General features: G+C 72.6%; 23 protein-coding genes. 10 read left to right on the plus strand and 13 right to left on the minus strand.

Annotation, left to right across the window (positions count from 1 at the left end):
• Positions 1 to 10: 10 nt before the first annotated feature.
• Positions 11 to 892 carry a MerR family transcriptional regulator gene (locus AMY39116_RS0305795; protein WP_020416752.1) on the plus strand — a complete coding sequence of 294 codons (882 nt, stop codon included), beginning with the start codon at positions 11 to 13 and terminating at the stop codon, positions 890 to 892.
• Positions 893 to 895: 3 nt separating this feature from the next.
• Here AMY39116_RS0305795 and folE read toward each other — a convergent pair whose 3' ends face one another.
• Together folE and AMY39116_RS0305805 are read right to left on the minus strand one after the other, a co-directional pair.
• Positions 896 to 1,495: a GTP cyclohydrolase I FolE gene (gene folE / locus AMY39116_RS0305800; protein ID WP_020416753.1), complete on the minus strand. Its 600-nt coding sequence runs from the start codon at positions 1,493 to 1,495 to the stop codon at positions 896 to 898.
• Positions 1,496 to 1,518: 23 nt separating this feature from the next.
• Positions 1,519 to 2,043 carry a DUF2231 domain-containing protein gene (locus AMY39116_RS0305805; protein WP_020416754.1) on the minus strand — a complete coding sequence of 175 codons (525 nt, stop codon included), beginning with the start codon at positions 2,041 to 2,043 and terminating at the stop codon, positions 1,519 to 1,521.
• Positions 2,044 to 2,149: 106 nt separating this feature from the next.
• On the opposite strand from AMY39116_RS0305805, the gene AMY39116_RS0305810 reads away from it, so the two are divergent.
• The 3 genes from AMY39116_RS0305810 (at position 2,150) to AMY39116_RS0305820 (ending at position 3,964) form a co-directional block, all read left to right on the plus strand.
• Positions 2,150 to 2,839 carry a metalloregulator ArsR/SmtB family transcription factor gene (locus tag AMY39116_RS0305810; RefSeq protein WP_020416755.1) on the plus strand — a complete coding sequence of 230 codons (690 nt, stop codon included), beginning with the start codon at positions 2,150 to 2,152 and terminating at the stop codon, positions 2,837 to 2,839.
• Positions 2,840 to 2,903: 64 nt separating this feature from the next.
• Positions 2,904 to 3,158: a hypothetical protein gene (locus AMY39116_RS0305815; protein ID WP_157358432.1), complete on the plus strand. Its 255-nt coding sequence runs from the start codon at positions 2,904 to 2,906 to the stop codon at positions 3,156 to 3,158.
• A 35-nt stretch (positions 3,159 to 3,193) separates the two neighbouring features.
• Complete coding sequence (locus AMY39116_RS0305820; protein ID WP_020416757.1) at positions 3,194 to 3,964, plus strand: crotonase/enoyl-CoA hydratase family protein; 771 nt, start codon at positions 3,194 to 3,196, stop codon at positions 3,962 to 3,964.
• A 50-nt stretch (positions 3,965 to 4,014) separates the two neighbouring features.
• Here the strand turns inward: AMY39116_RS0305820 and AMY39116_RS0305825 are convergent, their stop codons facing one another.
• The 5 genes from AMY39116_RS0305825 to AMY39116_RS0305845 all read right to left on the minus strand — a co-directional run bounded on the left by AMY39116_RS0305825 (position 4,015) and on the right by AMY39116_RS0305845 (position 8,556).
• The gene (locus tag AMY39116_RS0305825) at positions 4,015 to 4,737 is read right to left on the minus strand and encodes a GAF and ANTAR domain-containing protein (RefSeq protein ID WP_020416758.1); all 723 of its coding nucleotides are present in this window, start codon (positions 4,735 to 4,737) and stop codon (positions 4,015 to 4,017) included.
• A gap of 53 nt (positions 4,738 to 4,790) precedes the next feature.
• The gene (locus AMY39116_RS0305830; protein WP_020416759.1) at positions 4,791 to 4,997 is read right to left on the minus strand and encodes a hypothetical protein; all 207 of its coding nucleotides are present in this window, start codon (positions 4,995 to 4,997) and stop codon (positions 4,791 to 4,793) included.
• A 65-nt stretch (positions 4,998 to 5,062) separates the two neighbouring features.
• Positions 5,063 to 6,040, minus strand: a complete 978-nt coding sequence (locus tag AMY39116_RS0305835) for a GTP-binding protein (RefSeq protein ID WP_020416760.1) — start codon at positions 6,038 to 6,040, stop codon at positions 5,063 to 5,065.
• A gap of 282 nt (positions 6,041 to 6,322) precedes the next feature.
• A complete protein-coding gene (locus tag AMY39116_RS0305840) occupies positions 6,323 to 7,000 on the minus strand; it encodes a response regulator (protein ID WP_027935668.1) in 678 nt (225 codons plus the stop codon).
• Positions 6,997 to 8,556, minus strand: coding sequence for a sensor histidine kinase (locus AMY39116_RS0305845; RefSeq protein ID WP_020416762.1), 1,560 nt, complete (start codon positions 8,554 to 8,556; stop codon positions 6,997 to 6,999). Before AMY39116_RS0305845 ends, AMY39116_RS0305840 begins: the two co-directional genes overlap by 4 nt.
• 140 nt (positions 8,557 to 8,696) lie before the next feature.
• Here AMY39116_RS0305845 and AMY39116_RS0305850 point away from each other — a divergent pair, with 140 nt between their 5' ends.
• From AMY39116_RS0305850 to AMY39116_RS0305860, 3 genes are read left to right on the plus strand one after another with little or no spacing between them, the layout of a single operon-like run.
• Positions 8,697 to 9,683: a tripartite tricarboxylate transporter substrate binding protein gene (locus AMY39116_RS0305850; protein ID WP_020416763.1), complete on the plus strand. Its 987-nt coding sequence runs from the start codon at positions 8,697 to 8,699 to the stop codon at positions 9,681 to 9,683.
• Entirely contained in the window at positions 9,680 to 10,207 is a 528-nt protein-coding gene (locus tag AMY39116_RS0305855; RefSeq protein ID WP_020416764.1) for a tripartite tricarboxylate transporter TctB family protein, read from the plus strand. The genes AMY39116_RS0305850 and AMY39116_RS0305855 overlap by 4 nt, the downstream gene beginning before the upstream one ends.
• Before the next feature lie 3 nt (positions 10,208 to 10,210).
• Positions 10,211 to 11,704: a tripartite tricarboxylate transporter permease gene (locus AMY39116_RS0305860; protein ID WP_020416765.1), complete on the plus strand. Its 1,494-nt coding sequence runs from the start codon at positions 10,211 to 10,213 to the stop codon at positions 11,702 to 11,704.
• 41 nt (positions 11,705 to 11,745) lie between these two features.
• On the opposite strand, the gene AMY39116_RS0305865 is transcribed toward AMY39116_RS0305860, so the two are convergent.
• Together AMY39116_RS0305865 and AMY39116_RS0305870 are read right to left on the minus strand one after the other, a co-directional pair.
• Positions 11,746 to 12,225, minus strand: coding sequence for a carboxymuconolactone decarboxylase family protein (locus tag AMY39116_RS0305865; protein WP_020416766.1), 480 nt, complete (start codon positions 12,223 to 12,225; stop codon positions 11,746 to 11,748).
• Positions 12,226 to 12,286: 61 nt separating this feature from the next.
• Positions 12,287 to 13,138: a virginiamycin B lyase gene (locus AMY39116_RS0305870; protein ID WP_020416767.1), complete on the minus strand. Its 852-nt coding sequence runs from the start codon at positions 13,136 to 13,138 to the stop codon at positions 12,287 to 12,289.
• Between the two features lie 44 nt (positions 13,139 to 13,182).
• On the opposite strand from AMY39116_RS0305870, the gene AMY39116_RS42305 reads away from it, so the two are divergent.
• Positions 13,183 to 13,812, plus strand: coding sequence for a TetR/AcrR family transcriptional regulator (locus tag AMY39116_RS42305; protein WP_020416768.1), 630 nt, complete (start codon positions 13,183 to 13,185; stop codon positions 13,810 to 13,812).
• Here AMY39116_RS42305 and AMY39116_RS42310 read toward each other — a convergent pair.
• The 3 genes from AMY39116_RS42310 to AMY39116_RS0305895 all read right to left on the minus strand — a co-directional run bounded on the left by AMY39116_RS42310 (position 13,788) and on the right by AMY39116_RS0305895 (position 16,789).
• Positions 13,788 to 14,219, minus strand: a complete 432-nt coding sequence (locus AMY39116_RS42310; RefSeq protein WP_051123479.1) for a C40 family peptidase — start codon at positions 14,217 to 14,219, stop codon at positions 13,788 to 13,790. The genes AMY39116_RS42305 and AMY39116_RS42310 overlap by 25 nt on opposite strands.
• A gap of 356 nt (positions 14,220 to 14,575) precedes the next feature.
• Positions 14,576 to 15,451, minus strand: a complete 876-nt coding sequence (locus AMY39116_RS0305885) for a biotin-dependent carboxyltransferase family protein (protein ID WP_020416769.1) — start codon at positions 15,449 to 15,451, stop codon at positions 14,576 to 14,578.
• Positions 15,452 to 15,868: 417 nt separating this feature from the next.
• Complete coding sequence (locus AMY39116_RS0305895) at positions 15,869 to 16,789, minus strand: sigma-70 family RNA polymerase sigma factor (RefSeq protein ID WP_020416771.1); 921 nt, start codon at positions 16,787 to 16,789, stop codon at positions 15,869 to 15,871.
• A gap of 231 nt (positions 16,790 to 17,020) precedes the next feature.
• On the opposite strand from AMY39116_RS0305895, the gene AMY39116_RS0305905 reads away from it, so the two are divergent.
• A complete protein-coding gene (locus AMY39116_RS0305905; protein ID WP_235716065.1) occupies positions 17,021 to 18,220 on the plus strand; it encodes a type VII secretion protein EccE in 1,200 nt (399 codons plus the stop codon).
• Positions 18,217 to 19,272 carry a hypothetical protein gene (locus AMY39116_RS0305910; RefSeq protein ID WP_020416774.1) on the plus strand — a complete coding sequence of 352 codons (1,056 nt, stop codon included), beginning with the start codon at positions 18,217 to 18,219 and terminating at the stop codon, positions 19,270 to 19,272. The genes AMY39116_RS0305905 and AMY39116_RS0305910 overlap by 4 nt, the downstream gene beginning before the upstream one ends.
• Before the next feature lie 335 nt (positions 19,273 to 19,607).
• Here the strand turns inward: AMY39116_RS0305910 and AMY39116_RS0305915 are convergent, their stop codons facing one another.
• Positions 19,608 to 20,216 carry a hypothetical protein gene (locus tag AMY39116_RS0305915; protein ID WP_020416775.1) on the minus strand — a complete coding sequence of 203 codons (609 nt, stop codon included), beginning with the start codon at positions 20,214 to 20,216 and terminating at the stop codon, positions 19,608 to 19,610.
• Positions 20,217 to 20,271 lie beyond the last annotated feature (55 nt).

Genomic DNA, 20,271 nt, shown 5'->3' on the forward strand with positions numbered 1-20,271 from the left:
GCGTGAACTGATGAGCCGCACGGGGCAGGCCGCGCGCGAAGCGGTACCGCCCGAAGCGGTGCTGACCCCTGCCGCGGTGGCGAGCAGGCTCGGTGTCGCGGTCGCGACACTGCGCAGCTGGGACCGCAGGCACGGGCTGGGGCCGAGCTCCCGCGAACCGGGGCGGCACCGCCGGTACACGGTCGGCGACCTGCGACGGCTGGAGCGCGTGGTGCACCTGGTGCGCCAGGGCGTGCCGGTGGCGAGCGCGGCCGCGAGCGTGAGCGCGGGTGCGGCGCCGCCGATCGCCCCACCCGGTCAGGTGCCCGACCGGGTGGCGAGCCGCCGGCGGCGGTCACTGCGCGGAGCCGCCGAGAAGCTCGACCCGGACGCGTTCCGCCGCATCGTGGTCGGCTTCCTCGACCGGCACGGCACCGTCGAAACCTGGCAGAAGCTGCTCGTCCCGTTCCTGCAGGAGCTGGGCGAGCGGTGCGCCGAGCCGGGCGGGCCCGTCGAGGTCGAGCACCTCGCCACCGACGGGATCATCGCCGCGCTGCACGCGGTCCCGCCGGGCAACACCGGTTCGGCTTCCGTGCTGCTGGCGTGCGCGCCGGACGAACAGCACTCGCTGCCGCTGGAGGTCCTGCGGCACGCGCTCGCCGAACGCGGCCGCGGCACCATCTCGCTCGGCGCGCGCGTGCCGCCGCGGTCGCTGCTCACGACCGTGACGGTGCGCAAACCGGCGGCGACGGTCGTGTGGGCGCACACGCCCGAGCTGGCCAGCCAGGTCCCGGCGGACGAGCTGACCGGCACGCGGCTGTTCGTGGCCGGCCCCGGCTGGGACGGCCTCGCCCTCCCCGACGGGACGCGACACCTGCGCGATCTGGCCGAGGCGGTCGAGGCCCTGGCCTGAGCGTCAGGGGTTGACGCCGGTCAGCGCGAAGAACTCCTGGCGGGACCGGGCGTCTTCGCGCAGCGTGCCGAGCAGCGTCGAGGTGACGGTGCTCGAACCCGCGGCCTGCACGCCCCGCAGCGTCATGCAGGTGTGCTCGGCCTCGATCACCACCCCCACGCCCTTCGGGTGGACGTGTTCGGCGAGCCAGTCCGCCACCTGCTTGGTGAGCCGTTCCTGCACCTGCGGGCGCCGCGCGAAGTGCTCGACGATGCGGGCCAGTTTGGACAGTCCCAGGATGCGCTCGCCGGGCAGGTACCCGACGTGCGCGACGCCGACGAACGGCAGCAGGTGGTGCTCGCACACCGACCGCACCGGGATTCCCCGCGCCAGCACCAGTTCGTCGTACCCCTCGTCGTTGGGGAACGTGGTCAGGTCGAACGGCCGCGGCGAGAACAGCTCGGCGTAGGCGCGGGCCATCCGGCCGGGCGTCCCGCGGAGGCTTTCCGACTCCAGCGACACCCCCAGTGCTTCGAGGAACTGGGCGGCGTGGAGCTCGGCGGCGGCGAGGTCCACTCCCTCGGCGGGCTCGTGGACGACTCGCAGGGCGGTTTCGGACTGCACGTGCTGCCTTTCGATCGGGTGGGTCAGTGGGCTGGGCGGGTGCGGTGGGCCGGCGGCGAGCGGTACCCCTCGGCCTGCACGTCCTCGGCGGCGACGCGGACGCCGAAGCGGTAGGCGAGCTTGCCGCCGAGGTAGCCGGACACCGCCAGGGCGGCGAGCGCGGCCGCGGACAGCACCAGCGGGCCGATGCCGACCCGCCCGTCGAGCTCGCCCTGCCGCCAGAAGAAACCGGCGGCGAACGCGCCCGTGACGGTGAGGTTGAGCCCCATGTGCGTGAGCCCGGTCCGGAAGGCCCGGGTGCCGCGCGGCACCGCCAGCAGGTCGAGCGCGCCGGTGGCCGCGGCCAGCACCGCGCCGATGACCCCGATGGCGATGAGCCAGACCGATCCCCGCGTCAGGAACCCCGGCCCGGCGACGATCCGGGACCCGATGTCGAACACCAGGCTGCTCACCCACGCCCCGATCGGCACCGTCACCAGGATCGGGTGGAACGGGTGACCGTAGGGCCCGGCGAGCACGGCGCTCGCCGGCCGTTTCGCGTCTGCCATGACGACCTCCGGCTACTCGGTTTTCGCCAATGAAGTTTGGTCTTATCGCTCCGGAACGTCAAGAGTGCGCAATTGCGCATGTGAGATTGGGTGATATCGTGATCCGATGAGCGAGGGGCCGATCCGGGCGCTGGCCGCGCTCGACGACGAGCTGCGGCGCAGCATGTACGCCTTCATCCGCCAGGCCCGGCGCCCGGTCACGCGGGACGAGGCCGCCGCGTCCGCCGGCATCTCCCGCAAGCTCGCCGCGTTCCACCTCGACAAGCTCGTGGCGGCCGGGTTGCTGCGGGCGCGCTACGAGTTCGTCGGCGAGCGCCGGGGCGCGGGCCGCACCCCCAAGGTCTACGAGCCCTCCGGCGAGGAGGTGCGGGTCAGCATCCCACCCCGCCACCACGACCTGCTCGCGGACATCCTCCTCGGCGCGGTGCTGGACGAAGGCGAACACGAGACCGCCCGCGACGCCGCGCTTCGCGTCGCCCGTGAGCGGGGCCGCGCGGTCGGGACCGCCGAGCGCGAGCGGACGCGGCCGGGCCGCCTCGGCGCCGAGCGGGCGCTGACCGTCGCCGCGGAAGTCGTGGAACGGCACGGTTTCGAACCCAGCCGCGAGTCCCCGGTCTGCGTGCGGCTGCGCAACTGCCCGTTCCACCCGCTGGCCGCGCGCGAGCCGGCCGTGGTGTGCGGCATCAACCAGTCCTTCCTCGGCGGCCTGCTGGACGGCCTCGACGCGACGAGCGTGGAGGCGGCTTTGGAACCACGGGCGGGGGAGTGCTGCGTGGAACTGCGCGCCAGGTCCTGAGCACCGAGCCGGCGCCCCGCCGGTGACGAACCACCCGGTGATTCGGCGTGGTGTCCTGTTGGTCATGGCAGTTTGGCGGGCGCTGCGCCGGGTGCTCCACGCCAGGAATCCTGTGTTCACGCGGCGCCGGATGTTGTTCATCGTCGCGGTGCACGCGTGCTTGCTGACCGCGTTCCAGCGGCTGACCCCGGCGAGCGGCCGCTTCCTGCGGCACGTGCCGCTGTGCGGGGCGGGTGGCGCTGGCATGGTGATCGTCGTCGTCGCGGTCGGTCTGCGCCTGGCCCGCGGTGCCCGGCAGGCGCGCGTGACGCTCGGCTGAGTGACAACTCCGGGGTGTTGTGACAGCGTGTCGGCATGGTCGAACCTGCCGTCCGGGTCGAGCGCAGCGGCCCCGTCTGCACCGTGATCCTGTCGCGCCCGCACGCGCGCAACGCCGTCGACGGCCCGACCGCGCAGGCGCTGCTGGAGGCCTTCGAGGCGTTCGACGCCGACGACTCCGCCGCGGTCGCCGTGCTGTGGGGCGAGGGCGGCACGTTCTGCGCGGGCGCCGACCTCAAGGCGATCGGCACCGAGCGCGGCAACCGGCTGGGCGAGGACGGCCCCGGCCCGATGGGACCGACGCGGCTGCGGCTGGGCAAGCCGGTGATCGCCGCGATCGCCGGGCACGCCGTCGCGGGCGGGCTGGAACTCGCGCTGTGGTGCGATCTGCGGGTCGCGGCCGAGGACGCGGTGTTCGGGGTGTTCTGCCGGCGCTGGGGAGTGCCGCTGATCGACGGCGGCACCGTGCGGCTGCCGCGGCTGATCGGGGTCAGCCAGGCGATGGACCTGGTGCTGACCGGCCGCCCGGTGCCCGCGGAGGAGGCGCTGCGGATGGGCCTGGCGAACCGGGTCGTCCCGGCGGGCACTGAACGCGCCGCCGCGGAGGAACTGGCCGCGGCGATCGCCGGTTTCCCGCAGACGTGCCTCCGCGAGGACCGGCTGTCACTGCTGGAGCAGGACGGCATGGACGAGCAGGCCGCGATGGCGAACGAATGGCGGCACGGCCTTACCTCACTGGCCGCCGACGCGGTGCGGGGAGCACAACGCTTCGCGGCGGGCGCCGGGCGGGGTGGCTCGTTCGACTAGCGCTGCCGCCCGGAGCACCACCAGCGCGCCGGCCCCGGCGGCTCGATCGGCTAGCCGTTCTCGTTGTTCTCGTTGATCGCGTTGTTCGTGCCGGTCACGAGCCAGCGCGCGACCTCGTGCAGCTTCCGGTTCGTGTTCTGCGAGGCGCGGACCAGCAGGTCGAACGCCTGGTCGTCGGTCACCTGGTGGCGTTCCATCAGGATGCCCTTGGCCATCGAGATGACGTCGCGCGACTCCAGCGCGCTGCGCAGCTGCGCCTGGGCCCGCGACCCGGCCAGCGCGACGGCCGCGTGCGCGGCGAACAGGCCGCACACGTGCTCGGCGGATTCGTCGAACGCGTCCCGCTGGGTGGAGAACAGGTTGAGCGCGCCGAGCAGCGTCTTGCCGGTGAACAGGCGCACCGCGAGCATCGAGTTGATCCCCAGCTCGGCGGCGGCGTAGCCGAACTTGGGCCAGCGCTCGTCGGCGGCGATGTCGGCGGTGCGGTACACGATGTCGGTGTACACCGCGTCCACGCAGGGGCCCTCGCCCAGCTTGTGCTGCAGCTCGTCGAGGCGCGCGACCCGCTCGCTGGACGGTGCGACGGACTTCAGGCTGCCCGACTCCAGCAGGGAGACGCCGGCGTCCTCGGTGCCCGGGACCGTCGCCGCGACGGCCTGCACGATGTTCGCGACCGTCTGCTCGACGTCCGGCTCCGGTTCGAGCGTGCGCACGACCGCGCTGAGCGCGTCCGCGAGCTCGAGGTCGGCCGGCTTGATGAGTTCGTCCGTCACCTGGACAGTCTTATCCATGGGGCTGGGGCGGCGACAGGGGCTGCCCCCGCGTTTCAGATTCCCGGGTCCCTCGGTCGGCTGACGCGGTCCCGCCGGAAGGCCGCCGCGACGCAGGCCGCGGAGGCGAGCACGAGCAGCCCGGCCAGCACCCACGCCCAGGCCGCGCCCATGGTGACGGCCAGGTAGACCTCGGCGGCGGCGGTGCCCGCGAACGCGAGCGCCACGAGCAGCCAGAACCACCGGATGGCGGATGCGCGCATGGGAACCACTCCTTGCCGGGTTGCTTCGCCTATCGCGCCCGGGCGGTGTGGGGTTACCCGCGTCGCTATTCGCAGTACTTGAGCAGCGGCAGGATCGCCCGTTCCGGCAGCTCCGCCGGTTCCGCGCAGGCCGCCAGCCGTGCCAGCAGGTCGTCCTCGTCGAGACCGGTCCCGATCAGCACCAGCCGCGTCGCCGGGGCCTCCGCACCCCACGGCGACCGGTGGAACCGCAGGTACGGGCCGACGGTCTGCAGCAGGAACCGGTCGTCGTAGCCGGGCACGGCGAACCGCACCGGCCCCTTCATCCGGTACAGCCCGGCCGGCCGCTCGGTCAGGAACGCCAGCAGGCGCCGCGGGTGGAGCGGCGTGTCGGACGAGAACTCGACGCTGCGGTAGGCGTCGTGCAGGTGCTCGTGGACCTCGCTGTCGGAGTGCCGCAGGTCGTCGAACGACAGCTGCCGCGCCACCGGCCCCCGCTCCCGCGCGTCGAACAGCAGCCCGGGGTCGATCGCGCCGAACGCGGACCGCACCACTGGGCGGCCGTCGCTCACCTTGCGCACCAGCTCGACCAGGCCGGGATCGTCGCGCCGGTCGGTCTTGTTCAGCACCACCAGGTCGGCGAAGCGCAGGTGCTCGTCCAGCTCGGGGTGGCGCACCCGGTTGGCCTCGAACTCGACCGCGTCGACCACCTCGACGAGCCCGCCGTAGGCGACGCGCGGGTTCTCGCTGGACAGCAGCATCCGCACCAGGTCGCGCGGCTCGGCGAGGCCGCTGGCCTCGATGACGATCGCGTCGATGCCCAGCTCCGGCTCGGCGAGCCGCTCCAGCATCCGGTCCAGGCCCGCGGTGTCGACCGCGCAGCACAGGCAGCCGTTGCCCATCGGCAGCATGGCGTCGACCTGCCCGGCGACGGCCAGCGCGTCCACGTTGACGCGGCCGAAGTCGTTGACGATCACGCCGATGCGGTGGTCGCGGGCGTGCGTCAGGAGGTGGTTGACCAGTGTCGTCTTGCCCGAGCCCAGGTAACCGGCGACCAGGACCACGGGAATCGCCTCGGAAGTGCTCACCGCGCGACACCCTAGCGCGCGGTGGGCCACGCCAGTGGGAGCGCCGCCCCGGCCGGTCGCGGTGTGGTGGGTGGGCGGTCGTGGGGGTGTGTTGTGGTTGAGCAGGCGGGTGGGGATTGGCCGCGCGGGTGGTGCTGCCGCACCGGAACGGCGCGGCCGAGCAGGCGGGGTGCGGCGGGGGCTCAAACCGCGCCACCGGTCTGCGTCTCCAGGCGGCCCGCCCGCCGTGGCGGGTGTCGTCGGCGGGTTCCCTGGACCTCAACCGCGCCAGTGGTACTGCCTCTCCGGCCGCCCGGTGCCGCCGTAGCGCAGCCGTACCTCGGCCCGTCCGGCGGCCACGAAGTGCTCCAGATACCGCCGCGCGCTCGGCCTCGACAGGTCCGTCACCCCGGCGCACTCGCTCGCCGACAGCCCGTCCGGGTGGGCCTGCAGAGCCTGCCGCACCAGCTCGGCCGTCTGCTCGGTCAGCCCCTTCGGCAGCGCTTTCGGCGTGCGGGCCCCGAAGACCGCGTCCACGTCCTCCTGCCCGGCCGTGCTGCGCTGCGCCAGCCGGTGCAGTTTCCGCCGCAGCGTGGCGAACTCCTCCAGCTGCGCCTGCAGCGCCGACGACGGGAACGGCTTGATCAGGTAGTGCAGCGCGCCACCACGCAGGGCGCCCCGCACGGTCTCAACGTCCCGCGCGGCCGTGATGATCAGGACGTCGATGTCCTGCGTCGCCGGGTCGGCCCGCAGCTGCCGCAGCACCGACAGGCCGTCCACGTCGGGCAGGTAGATGTCCAGCAGCACCAGGTCCGGGTGCAGCTCCCGCGCCGCGCGCAGCGCCTCGGCCCCGGTGTGCGCCACCCCGGCGACGGTGAATCCCGGCGCGCGCGACACGTATCCACTGTGGACCTTCGCGACCATGAAGTCGTCGTCCACCACCAGAACCCGCATCACCGGGACACCTCCGCTCGCGTCGGCAGGACGGCGGTGAACACCGCGCCGTCGGCGTTGTGCACGGCCACCGAACCGCCGCGGCGCAGGCAGGTCTGCCGCGTCAGCGCCAGCCCGAGCCCGCGCCTGCCGCCGTGCTCGGCGGCCTTCGTGGTGAACCCGTGGGTGAACACCTCGGTCGCGATCTCCGGCGCCACCCCCGGCCCGGAGTCCCGGACCACCACCGAAACCGCGTCCGCGTCCTGCCGGATCTCCACCTCGATCCAGTCGCCGTCCCGGCCGGCCAGCGCGTCCAGGGCGTTGTCGACGAGGTTGCCGACCACGGTCACCAGGTCCGCCGACAGCCGGTCGTCCACATCGTCCAGACCGGTCCCGGGCGCGAGCCGCAGGCCGACGCCCCGCTCGGCGGCCAGGCTGGCCTTCGCGATGAGCAGCGCCGCGACCGCCGAGTCGGCGATGTGCGCGGTGACCTCCTCCTGCCACTTCGTCTGGGCCTCGCTGACCAGGTCGACGTAGTGCCGCACCTCGTCGTACTCGCCCAGCTCGATCAGCCCGGCGATGGTGTGCAGGCGGTTGCTGAACTCGTGGGCCTGCGCCCGCAGCGTGTCCGTGGCCCGCGACGTGGCCTCCAGCTCCTCGCGCAACGCGGCCAGCTCGGTGCGGTCCCGCAGCGTCACGACGGCGCCGCGCGCGATCGGCATCCGGTTGAGCGCCAGCACCCGCCCCGCTCGCAGGCCGATCTGGTCGACGCCGTGCGCGCGTCCGGTGAGCACGTCGGTGAGCCGCTCGTTGAGCCCGAGCTCCGCGACCGGCCGCCCGACGCAGTCCGCGGGCAGCGCCAGCAGGTCGCGGGCCTGGTCGTTGACGAGCGTCACCCGGTGCTGGGAGTCCAGGCCGAGCACGCCCTCCTTGATGCCGTGCAGCAGCGCTTCCCGGTGCTCGGCCAGCGCGGTGATCTCCCGCGGCTCCATGCCCAGCGTCTGCCGCTTCACGCGCCAGGTGAGCAGCAGCGACCCGGCGACCCCGACCACGGTCGCGATGCCCAGCATCGTCAGCGCCGCGCCGGGCGAGTTCGCCACGCCCTCGAAGAAACCAGGCGTCTCGGTGCCTGCCGCGACGATCCCGACGATCTGCCCGGCGTCCCCGATCACCGGCACGTGCGCCACCAGCTGCCCGGAGATCTCGCCGACCCAGGCGCGCCCCTGCAGCACGGTGCTCGCGCCCAGCGGCAGCTCCGTGCGCAGCTGGTTCGGGTCGGGGGAGGTGAGCACGATCCCGTCGGGCGCGGCGATGATCACCGAGTCCGCACCGGAGAGGGTCCGCGCGGACTCGGCGAAGGCGGGCAGCGCGTCCCGCCGGATCGGATCGGCCAGGCTCGCCCGCACCCCGGCGGTCGCCGCGACCTGCTCGGCGACGGCGAGCAGCTTGCGGCCCTGCGTGTCGGTGAACGTCCGGTCGGACTGCACGGCGGAGTAGCCGAACACGCACGCGAGCAGGGCGAACACGATGATCAGCTGCCAGCCCAGCAGCTGGCGGGCCAGCGATCCTTGCGCACCCACGCCCCTCACTATCGCATCCGCGACGCCCGATCGTGCCGTGACCACAATGACCACAACGACCGATAGGTGCCTAACGGGTGACAGCGGCGCGGCCCCGGTGCACGATGCCGGGCAACGAAGGTCCACAACGAGGTGCGCTGATGAAGAATCGCAAGGGCTGGCTCGCCGTTCTCGGCGCGGCCGTGGCTCTCCTCCTCGTCCCCCCGCTGGTGTCCGCGGGCGGCGAGGAGACCGGGCCCCAGATCAGGGGCCTGCGGATGATGGTCCCCAACTCGCCCGGCGGCGGCTACGACATCACGGCCCGCACGGCCGTGAAGGCGGTCGAGGACGCCGGGCTCAACGGCAACATCGAAGTGTTCAACCTGCCCGGCGCGGGCGGCACGGTCGGCCTCGGCCGTCTGGTGAACGAGCGCGGCAACGGCAAGCTCGCCATGTCCATGGGGCTCGGCGTGGTCGGGTCGGTCTACACCAACAAGTCGCCGTCGTCGCTGCAGGACACCACCGCGATCGCGAAGCTGACCGAAGAGGCCGACATCGTCGTGGTCAGCAAGGACTCGCCGTACCAGACGATCCAGCAGCTGGTCGAGGCGTGGCGCGCGGACCCGGGCAGCGTCCCGGTCGGCGGCGGCTCGGCGCCCGGCGGGCCGGACCACCTCGCGCCGATGCTGATGGCGCAGGCGGCCGGGATCCCGCCGACGCGGGTCAACTACATCCCGTTCGACGGCGGTGGCGAGCTGATGGCGTCCGTGCTGGGCGGCAAGGTCGGGTTCGGCGTCTCCGGCATCGGCGAGACCCGCGACCAGATCGCCTCCGGCGCGCTGCGGGCGCTGGCGGTGACCAGCCCGCAACGGGTGCCGGGCATCGACGCGCCGACGCTCCAGGAGTCCGGTGTGGACGTGTCGTTCACCAACTGGCGCGGCATCGTCGCGCCGCCGGGCCTGTCCGACAGCGACCGGGAACGGCTCATCGGGTTGTTCACGCGGCTGCAGGACACGCCGCAGTGGCGGGAAGCGTTGCAGCGCAACGGGTGGACTCCGGCGTTCCAGCCGGGTGACGACTTCGCCGCGTTCCTCAAGACGGAGAACGACCGGGTCGCCGCGGTGCTGAAGGAGCTGGGGCTGGCATGAGCGTGATCGAGGAGAAGACGGCGTCCGCGCCGAAGTCCTGGTGGCGCACGCACTCCGAGCTGGGTGTCTGCGTCTTCCTGTTCGCCGTCGGCGTGCTCGTGCTCGTCGACGCGCTGAGCATCCCGACCGACTTCACGCAGCGCGGGCCGGTCGGCCCGAAGGCGGTGCCGATCCTCGTCGGCTCGTTGCTGCTGCTCGTGTCGCTGCTGCTGGCGCGCGACGTGCTGCGCGGCGGCCGCGGCGAGGCGGAGGCGGGGGAGGACGTCGACCTGGACGCCCCCGCGGACTGGCGCACGGTGCTGTTGTTGTCGGGCGCGTTCCTGGCGAACGCCGCGCTGATCGACACGCTCGGGTTCCCGCTGTCGTCGGCGATCATGTTCTGGGGTGCTGCCTACGCGTTGGGCAGCAGGCACCTGGTGCGGGATCCGCTGATCGCGGCCGGCGTCTCGCTGGTCACCTGGTTCGTGTTCACGGTGCTGCTGGGCGTTCCGCTGCCCGGCGGCCCGCTGATGGGGGTGCTGTAGCTCATGGACCTGTCCAACCTGTGGGCGGGCTTCGGCACCGCGCTGACCCCGTCGCACCTGATGTTCGCCGCGATCGGTGTCCTGCTGGGCACCGCGATCGGCGTGCTGCCGGGCATCGGCCCGGCGATGGCGGTGGCACTGCTGCTGCCGGTGACCTACGGTCTCGACCCGACGGCGGCGTTCATCATGTTCGCCGGCATCTACTACGGCGGCATGTTCGGCGGCTCGACGACGTCGATCCTGCTCAACACGCCGGGGGAGAGCGCGGCGGTGGTCACCGCGATCGAGGGCAATCCCATGGCGCGCAAGGGCCGCGGCCCGCAGGCGCTGGCCGCGGCGGCGATCGGGCACTTCACCGGCGGCATCATCGGCACGATCGCGCTGGTGCTGCTCGCGCCGCTGATCGCCGACCTGGCCGTGGACATCGGGGCGCCGGACTACTTCGCGATCATGGTGCTGTCCTTCGTCGCGGTGACCTCGGTGCTGGGCAAGTCCCGCGTCCGCGGCTACGCGTCGCTGCTGATCGGGCTGACGATCGGCCTGGTCGGGCTCGACGAAATGACCGGCCAGTCGCGGCTGACGTTCGGCGCGCTGCACCTGGCGGACGGCATCGACGTGGTGATCGTCGCGGTCGGCCTGTTCGCCGTGGGCGAGTCGCTGTGGGTGGCCGCGCACCTGCGGCACAACCAGTCCGAGGCGATCCCGGTGGGGCGGCCCTGGCTGTCCCGGTCGGACCTGCGGCGGACGTGGAAGCCGTGGCTGCGCGGGCCGGTGATCGGGTTCCCGTTCGGCGCGATCCCCGCCGGTGGCGCGGAAATCCCGACGTTCCTGTCGTACGTGACCGAGAAGCGGTTGTCGCGCAGGCAGGACGAGTTCGGCAAGGGCGCGATCGAGGGCGTCGCCGGCCCGGAGTCGACGGCGAGCGCGTCGGCGGCGGGCACGCTGGTGTCGATGCTGACGCTGGGCCTGCCGACCACGGCGGTCGCCGCGGTGATGCTGGCGGCGTTCCAGCAGTACGGCATCCAGCCGGGGCCGCTGCTGTTCCAGCGCGAGTCCGCGCTGGTGTGGGCGCTGATCGCGAGCCTGTTCATCGGGCTGGTGCTGTTGCTGCTGATCAACCTGCCGATGGCGCCGGTGTGGGCGAAGCTGCTGCGAATCCCGCGGCCGTACCTGTACGCCGGGATCCTGTTCTTCGCCAGCGTCGGGGCCTACGCGGTCAGCGGCTCGGTGATCGACCTGATCCTGCTGTACGTGATCGGTGTGATCGGGTTCGCCATGCGGCGCTTCGGGTTGCCGGTGCTGCCGGCGATTATCGGGGTCATCCTCGGCCCGGCGGCGGAGCAGCAGATGCGGCGGGCGCTGCAGATCAGCGACGGCGACCTCACCGGGCTGGTGAACTCGCCGCTCGCGATCGGCGTGTACGTGCTGGTCGCGGTGCTGCTGGCGTGGCCGCTGGTGCGGAAGCTGGTGCGCCGCCGGGAACCGGCGAAGGTGTGAGTACCGGGAGGGCGGCCGCGGGTGCGGCCGCCCTCCTCTTTTCAGCTGTAGTTTTCACCCGGTGGCGCGCCGGGGATCGGCTTGGCGATGAGCGCGACCGGGACGAAGAAGCAGATCTGGGCGATCACCAGGGTGAGCGTCCACAGTTCCCGCTCGTCGTAGTGCGCGGCGGCCCTGGCGAACAGCTCGTCGGGAACGCGCTCGCCGGACGGGTTCGGGGTGAGCACGGCCTCGGTCAGCTCCAGCGCGACCCGCTCCCCGTCGGTGAAGTACGGCGCGTTCCGCCACGACGCCACCGCGGTGATGCGCTCCTCGGTCTCCCCGGCTTTGCGCAGCTCCTCGGTCTGCCGGACGGTTTGGTAGGTGCTGCCGACCAGCTGACCGGCGCGCAGTTGCACCAGGTGGATGGTGGTGTCCGGGACGGCCCCGTTGTGGATGGCCTGCTGGGTGGCGCCGGCGATCGTGCCCACTTCGGGGATGTAGCGGGCGGGGTCGGGCAGGCGCGAGCGAAGAGTGGTCATCGGCTTCCTTTCTCGATGGTTGCTGGAAGTCCGACGACGCGGTGGCCGTGGATGTGAGGTGTTACGGGCGCAGGCGGGCCACCTTGCCGTTCTCGAGCGCGACCCACACCTTGCCGTCCAGGACGGTCAGGCCGTGTGGCTCGGAGCCCGGTGTCGGCAGCGGGTAGTGGTCGAACTCGCCGTCGGCGGTGATGTGCCCGACGCGGTTCGCGCCCCATTCGGTGAACCAGCAACCGCTTTCGCCGTCCGGGACGATCGCGTGCGGGCGCGCTTCGCGGTCGGGCAGCGGGAATTCGGTGACCTCGCCGTCGGGCGTGACGCGGCCGACCTGCCCGGCGCCGATCTCGACGAACCAGACCGCCTGGTCGTCCGCGGTGATGCCGACCGGGGCGGCCTTCTCGGTGGGCAGGGCGAAGTGGGTGACCGCGCCCCCGGTGGTGACGCGCGTGATGGTGTCCGCCTGGTTCAGCGTCACCCACAGCGCGCCGTCCGGCCCAGTGACTATTGTGGACGGATAGGAACCCTTGACGCCCAGGGGAAATTCCTCGATGGCGCCGTCGTCGAGGCGGCCGACGCGGTCGGTGTTCATCTCGGTGAACCACATCGCGCCGTCCGGGCCCGCGGTGATCCCGTACGGGCCGCACTCCGGCGGGAGTTCGACGGAGGTCGCCGTGCCGTCGGTGGTGATCCGGCCGATGCGGTGGTCGTGCAGGCGGCTGAACCAGAGCGCGTCGTCCGGCCCCGGGGTGATCACGGCCGGGCCGCAGCCCGGGTCGAGGTCGAAAACCGTTGTGCCGCCGGAGATCCGCGCGATCTGGCCACTGTGGACGAGGGTGACCCACGCGGCGCCGTCCGGGCCCGCGGTGATCCCGTAGGGGCCCTTGCCCGGGACGGTGAGTTCGTCGATCTGCACGTGCTGCCTCCCTAATGCGACGATTGTCGCGCTAAGATGATGGCATGAGCGACTCGGCGCCCGCAACCGGATTGCGCAGGCCCGGCGGCCGCACCGCCCGCACCCGTGCGCTCGTGCTCGACGCCGTCACGTCTCTGCTGGTGGAGGCCGGGTACGACGGGCTGAGCATCGACGCGGTGGCGGAGCGCTCGGGCGTGCACCGGGCCACGGTCTACCGGCGGTGGCGGGATGTCGGCGGGCTGCTGGCGGACGTGTTCGACGCGGCCGCGGGGGACGACTGGGTCCCGGCCGACACGGGTTCGCTGGTCGGCGACCTCATCGCGCTCAACCAGGAGGTTTTCGAGTCGTTGCGGGACGAGTCTTCGGTGACGCGGGCGCTGATCGCGGCGTCGTTCCGGTCCGCGCAAGCCGCGGCTGCGTTGCGCGGGTTCTGGCGGGACCGGTACCGGCGGTGCGAAGTGGTGGTCTCGCGGGCCCGTCGGCGCGGCGAAATCGCGGGAGAGGTGGACGCGCACCGGTTGCTGGTGGCCGCGACGGCGCCGCTTTATCACCGGCTCGTCCTGATGGGTGAACCGCCGCACGCGGAAATGGCCGAACAGGCCGCGCGGGACGCGGCCTGTTCGGTTGTGCCGGTTGTCGGTGGGCGCGGTTACCAGGCCCGTCCGACGGAGTAGGAACTGGTCCAGATGTTCTGCAGCCGGACCACGTCGCCGGATTCGGGGGCGGCCCAGATCTTGTTGTTCCCGGCGTAGATCCCCACGTGGTAGACGCTGCCACCGCTGGAGAAGAACACCAGGTCACCGGGTCGCATGTCCGACTTGGACACGCTGCGCACGGCGGCCCGCTGGTCGCGGGCGGTGCGCGGCAGGTCGATCCCGACCTGCTTGTGGGCGTACTGCGTCAGGCCTGAGCAGTCGAAGCCGCTGGGGGTCTCGCCGCCCGATCGGTAGGGCGTCCCGGCCTGCGCAGCGGCCGCGTTCACGATGCGATCGCCGGTGGAGAGCTGGGTCGCGCCGGCCGGCGCGGTGAGCCCCAGCAGGGCGGCGGTCGCGATGGCACAGGTGATCGGAATGGCGATCATCCTGCGTATTCGAGTGGGCACGGTGTGAACCCCTCCTTCAGTCCTTGAAGGCATTTCGGTTCTTCTTTCCGGAACTGACCCACCGGCCGGAGTCAGAACCAGCGACCGAATTCCCAGGGCGCCGATCACGAAACGGTATACACCCGGAATGGTGAATTAGAACACCATCGGCTTGCGTTCTCGTAGCAGGGGTTTCACCGTCGGTCTTGGTGGCCTGCCGACGCTCGCGTCCGCGCTGGCAGTCGCGCACCCGCGCTGGCTTCCGCGTGTGCTCACACCAACAGCCGCTACCCGCCAGCCGAAAACCGGCCCCGGCCGCAAAAACCCACCCCCGCCGCCGAGCGCGGCAGACCTGCTCAAACCCGCGCCGGCTCCGCCAGGTCGAACCGCACCTGCAAGCCCGGCCTCGCCTGTGCCGCTTTGTCGACGTCCTCCGCCACCACCACCGCGATCACCGGGTAGCCGCCGGTCACCGGGTGGTCGGCCAGGAACAGCGTCGGCTTCCCGGACGGCGGCACCTGCAGCGCCCCGGTCACCATGCCCTCGCTCACCAGCTCGCCGTGCCGCGCCCGCGGCAGCACCGGGCCCTCCAAGCGAATGCCGATCCGGTTGCTCTCCGACGTCACCGCGTACGGCTGGGCCAGCAGCGTCCGCAACGCCGACTCCGTGAACCAGTCGTCCCGCGGCCCGGGCAGGATCCGCAGCGCCAACTCGTCCGACGGGGGTGCCGTAACGGGCGTGAAACGCGGCGGCGACACCGGCGCGACAGCCGAGCCCAACGGCAGCAACACCCCGCGTCGCAACGGGTCTGGGCCCAAGCCGGACAACAGGTCAGTCGCCCGGGAGCCGAGCACCGGCTCCACCGCGATGCCGCCCCGCACGGCCACGTAACTGCGCAACCCGGTCGCCGGCCAGCCCAGCCTGAACTCTGAACCAGCCGGGACCCGCACGGCCGCGTTCATCGGCGCGCCCATCCGGTCGATCGTGATCGGGCACGGCGCGCCGGTCACCGCGATCGTCACGTCGGCGGTCGCGCGCGCCGCGAACCCGCCGAAGGTCACCTCGATCCCGGCGGCGCCTTCGTCGTTGCCCGCCAAGCGGTTCGCCAACCGCAGCGAGGCCCGGTCAGCGGCGCCGGACTCCGTCACGCCGATGTCGGCGTACCCGGGCCGGCCCAGGTCCTGCACGGTCGACAACGGCCCGCTGTCGACGACCTCGAGCACGGCGGCCATGACAACTCCGATTCGTTTCGGGTGTCGTGACCGTACAGATTGTTGAACGATCCTGCAAGAGGAATCTGTGACAGATGGACCCGAAACGTCAAAAACCGAAGGGGTCGTCCTGCCTCCGCGAGGCCGGCCGGCACCGGGGGCACGGCGCCTCGCGCGAAGTGATCAGACCGGTCACCGGATCGACGTCGGTCTCCAGGATCCAGCCACCCGAGTCCCCGCACGTCCGGCAGAGGGTGCTCGTGTCAGCCATGGTCAGCCTGCCCATCTTCCCCCTCGATGGTCGTTGCCCGATCGAGTGTGCGCCGCCGCGCTGGCGGATCGAGCGCACCGGCCTGACCGCCCGCGAAGATCGAAACCGCAGGTCAGCCACTCCGGTACGGCGGGACCACGGCGGGACTGCGGTTGTCCACGACGGACTCAGGAGACGTAGGCCTGCAGCCGGGCGGTGCGCGATTCCTCCCGTAGCTTGCCCAGCGTGCGCCGCTCGATCTGGCGGATCCGCTCCCGCGTCACGCCCAGCTCGCGGCCGACCTCCTCGAGCGTGCGCTGACGGCCGTCGTCCAGGCCGCAGCGCAGCCGGATCACCTGCTGCTCCCGCGGTTTCAGCGTCGACAGCAGCTCGTCGATCTCCCGGCGCAGCACGTGGTAGGACGCCGGCACGCCGGGCCGGTCCGGGTGGCACAACAGGTCCGCGAGAACGCTGCTGCCGTCCGTGCCGACGGTCTGGTCGAGGCTGATCGGCTCCTCGTTGTAGGAGAGCAGCTCGATCACCTGGAACGGCGTCAGGCTCAGCTCCGCGGCGATGTCCTCGTGACCCGGCTCCCGGCCCAGCCGCGCGGCCAGTTCCCGGCGCGCGGCCAGCACGCGGTTGACCTGCTCGGCCAGGTGCACCGGGATGCGGATGGTGCGGGACTGGTCGGCCAGCGCGCGGCTGATCGCCTGCCGGATCCACCACGTCGCGTAGGTGGAGAACTTGAAACCGGGCGTGTAGTCGTACTTCTCCACGGCGCGGATCAGCCCGAGGTTGCCCTCCTGGATGAGGTCCAGCAGCGACATGCCGCGGCCGGTGTAGCGCTTGGCGATGCTCACCACCAGGCGCAGGTTCGCCTCCAGCAGCCGGTTCTTCGCCTCCCGGCCCTCCTCGGCGATCGTGAGCAGGTCGGCGCGCCGCTGCGGGTCGAGCACCCGCGTGGTCGCGAGCAGGTGCTGGGCGTAGAGCCCGGCCTCGATCCGTTTGGCGAGCGTGACCTCCTCCTCGATGGTCAGGAGGCCGGCGCGGCTGATGCCGGTGAGGTACGCGCGGACCGGATCGGCCGGCTCGAAGAGCGGTGGAGTCACCTGCCGTTGCCTCCGACAAGCCAGGGGGAGTCTGCTACGCCTGACAGAGTGGCCGAACGCGCTGGCACGGAACCGACAGCCGGTCGACGTGCGTCGAAGCGGAAAAGGCCAGGTCATGGGAAACCCGGTCGCGCCGGAGTGCGGTACGGTGCGGGTCGGCTACGGGACCGCCGTGCGCGCCGCGGATTTTCGCCGGGTGATCACGGCCGGGTCCGGGGATATCGTTGGCTGGTGGAAGGGGCTCCGCAGGTGATCACGACTGGCCAGCAGCCGCAGGCAGCCGCGCAGTTCGACGCGCGCGGCGGCGGCTCCGCCGAGCTGCGCGCCCAGGCCAGGGGGCAGGCGTGGTTCCGGCCGGTCCGTGGCCGTGGGCGGCTCGGTGTGGTGAGCCTCGCCCGGCTGCTGGCGTTCGAGATCGTGCTCATGGTCGTCGCCGCGGTCGGCGTGCAGGAACTGTGGGCGATGATCGCCGCCGGCGTGATCGGGCTCGCGGTGATCATCGGCATGTTCGGCCGCTCGAAGGGCCGCTGGTGGACCGAAAGCCTGATGCTGTGGATGGGTTTCCGGTCGCGCCGAGGCACCTCGGGGGAGAAGCGGGACGACCCGCGGCTGACCGCGTTGTGCGAGCTGGCGCCGGACCTCGTCGTCGAGGACATCGACGGGCCGGGGGAGACCAAGCTCGGCATGGGCAGCGACGAGGCGGGCTGGTTCGCCGTGCTCGAGGTGTCCGGCGGCGCGGACGTGGCGACCCCGCCGGTGCCGCTGGCCGCGCTGGCCCGCACCGCCGCCGACGCCGAGCAGGCCGGTGTCGTGATGCAGGTCGTCACGCACTCCGTGCCGGGCCGCGAACCCGGGACGCGGGACCGCGCACTGTGGGTCGCGGTGCGGCTGGACGCGCGGGCCGTCGCCGAGTCCATGATCGATTCGCCGGGCGGGCGTCTCGACGTGCCCGCCGTGCTGGCCGAGATCACCCGCCGCGCTGAGCGCGTGCTGCGCCGGCGCGGGCTGCGGGCGCGGATGCTCACCGCGGACGAGGTCGTCGACGCGCTCGCCCGCTCCTGCGACCTGCTGCCCGGCGGCGGCCCGGCGCGGGTGCACGAGGCCTGGGAGTCGTGGCACTCCACGCGCCTGACCCACGGGTGCTTCTGGATCCAGTCCTGGCCCGACCCCGACCGCGGCACCGGGCTGCTCGCCGCGCTGGCCGAGCTGCCCGCGGACCTGGTCAGCATCGCGCTGCTGCTGGAGCCGTCGTTCGACGGGACCACGCTGCGCTGCCTGGTCCGGGTCGGCGCGACCGCGCAGCGGTACCCGCAGGTGTGCGACCTGGTCAAGAAGCTGGCCGAGCGCAACGGCGCCCGGGTGTCGCGTTTGGACGGTCAGCACGGCCCGGCCGTGTATGCTTCGGCACCGAGCGGGGGAGGTGCACGATGAACGCGGGACAGTACCCACCGTCGCGGCCGCAGCCGCCGGCGCAGGCGATGCCGCGGCCCATGCCGCCGGCACAGGCCCAGCCCGGGCCGCCGCCCGCGCAGCAGCAACAACAGCACCAGCCCATGCCGCCCGGTCAGGCCGTGCTCGGGGCGCCCGCGATGCCGCAGGCGCCCGCCGTCGTCAACGTCGCGGCGCCCGCGCCGCAGACCCAGCAGGCAGGCTCGGCCGAGGCGGCCGCCGCGACGACGGTCGAGGTCGCCCGTCCCGCGCTCGCCATCGGTGTGCCGACGCCGATGCCGCCGCAACCGCCCGGTCCCGGCCCCGTCGGTCCGGTCGTTGGCGCGCCACGCGAGCACCGCGACTGGCGCACCCGGCGGCACCGCTCGATCCCGCGGCTGCGCATCGGGGCGCACCACGCGTCTGATGCCGCTCTGGAGTTGCTGCAGGTGTCCGCGTCGTCGGTGGGGCTGCCGCTCGGGCGGGACCAGAACGGGTTCCCGGTGGCGCTGACGTTGTTCCGCCCGGAGCCGGTGTCGGTGAGCCTGATCGGCGGCGCCTGGGCGGCGCGGCTGATGGCGTACCGCGCGTTGCGGGCCGGCGCGCGGCTGCTGGTGTTCTCGCAGCACCCGGCCGACTGGGTCCAGCTGGGACAGTCGGCGACCGGCCGCACCGACCGGGTCGCCGTGGTGGCGCCGGGTTCGCCGCCCGCGGTCACCGCCAGCGCCGACGCGCCCGTGCTGTGCCTGCACGACGCGCCCCAGTCGCAGAGCGAGCCCGAGGCGTGGCAGACGCGGGTGCTGCTGCACCGGCGGCTCACGCCCGAGCGGGTGGGCGCCGTGCCGGGCTCGGACCTGGTGCTCATGCAGCGGCTCACGCCCAACGAGGCGTCGCTGCTCGCCCCGGCGCTCCGGCTGGCCCAGCGGACCACCCAGCAGTTGCAGATGCTGCGGGACGACATGCTGGCCGTGCTCGCGGGGGAGACCAACCACTACGTGTGGGTGGACCCGGCGCCGGCCGAGCGAGCGCGCCTGGGACGGCCCGGGCGGTACTGACTCCGGGCGGGGAAGGCCGACCCGCCTGCCGGTCTTCCCCGCCCGGTCCCTTGTAGCTTCGGGTGACGATCTCCCCGGCCCGGTCCCGGTGGCTGGGTCCGACCACCCCCGCCCCCGATGCCTGATTGTGTTTCAGTCGCCGAGCAGCCGTGTCAAGGCGGGAAAGCGTGCCTTGACACGGCTGGTCGGCGACTAAAGATCGGCTGTGGATCGGGGGCGGGGGAGGTCTGGTTGGGATGGTCGGCTTGCTTCCGTTGCCGACTTGCCGATCCCGGGCAAAGCAGCGCGGGCCGCACTCACCCCCAGGAGAGTGCGAACCGCGCTGCCCGGACTGGCTACTTGGTCCAGATCAGCGGGGCGTCGCTGTACTCGTCGTCGTCGAATTCGGCTCCGGCGATCTGCGCGCCGTCCTGGGTGGCGGACAGGTCGCAGGCCTCGTACTTGGCGCCGGCCGTCGTGAAGTCCTCCGGGGCGCCGTCGTCGGTGCAGCTGCCCAGCTCGCCCGTGATCACCACGCCGGTCGGGCCGCCGTCGGCCATGGCGAGGCCGAAGTTCGGCGACGAGGCGAAGGCGTGGTCCGCGCCGTCGACGTTCTCCACGGTGTACCGGATGTAGTACGGCGTCAGCCCCTTGGCGCGGTCGCCGTACTGGCGCTCCATCGCGGCCTTGACACCGGCCTCGACGGCGGTGACGGTGACCGCCGCGGTGCCCTTGTCCCACGAGATGACCGCGCGGTCGCCGACCTTGAGCTTGGTGCCCGGGGCGGTCTTCTCGGCCGCACCGGCGGGAGCCGCCTGCGCCGACGAGCTCGGCGCCGCCGAGGACGACGAAGCCACCGCGGTGGTGGTGGCCGGGCTGCTCGGCTCCTCGTCGCCACCACAGGCCGACAGCGCCAGCACGGCGGCGGCGAGAACGGGCAAGGCGGCGATACGGGTGCTCTTCATGAAGGGGTACAACTCGCTTTCCGGTGCGTCAGTCCACTGAGGACGCGGTCAACGT

Origin of the sequence: Amycolatopsis sp. ATCC 39116 (genome assembly GCF_000231075.2) — a bacterium.
Classification (GTDB): domain Bacteria; phylum Actinomycetota; class Actinomycetes; order Mycobacteriales; family Pseudonocardiaceae; genus Amycolatopsis_E; species Amycolatopsis_E tucumanensis.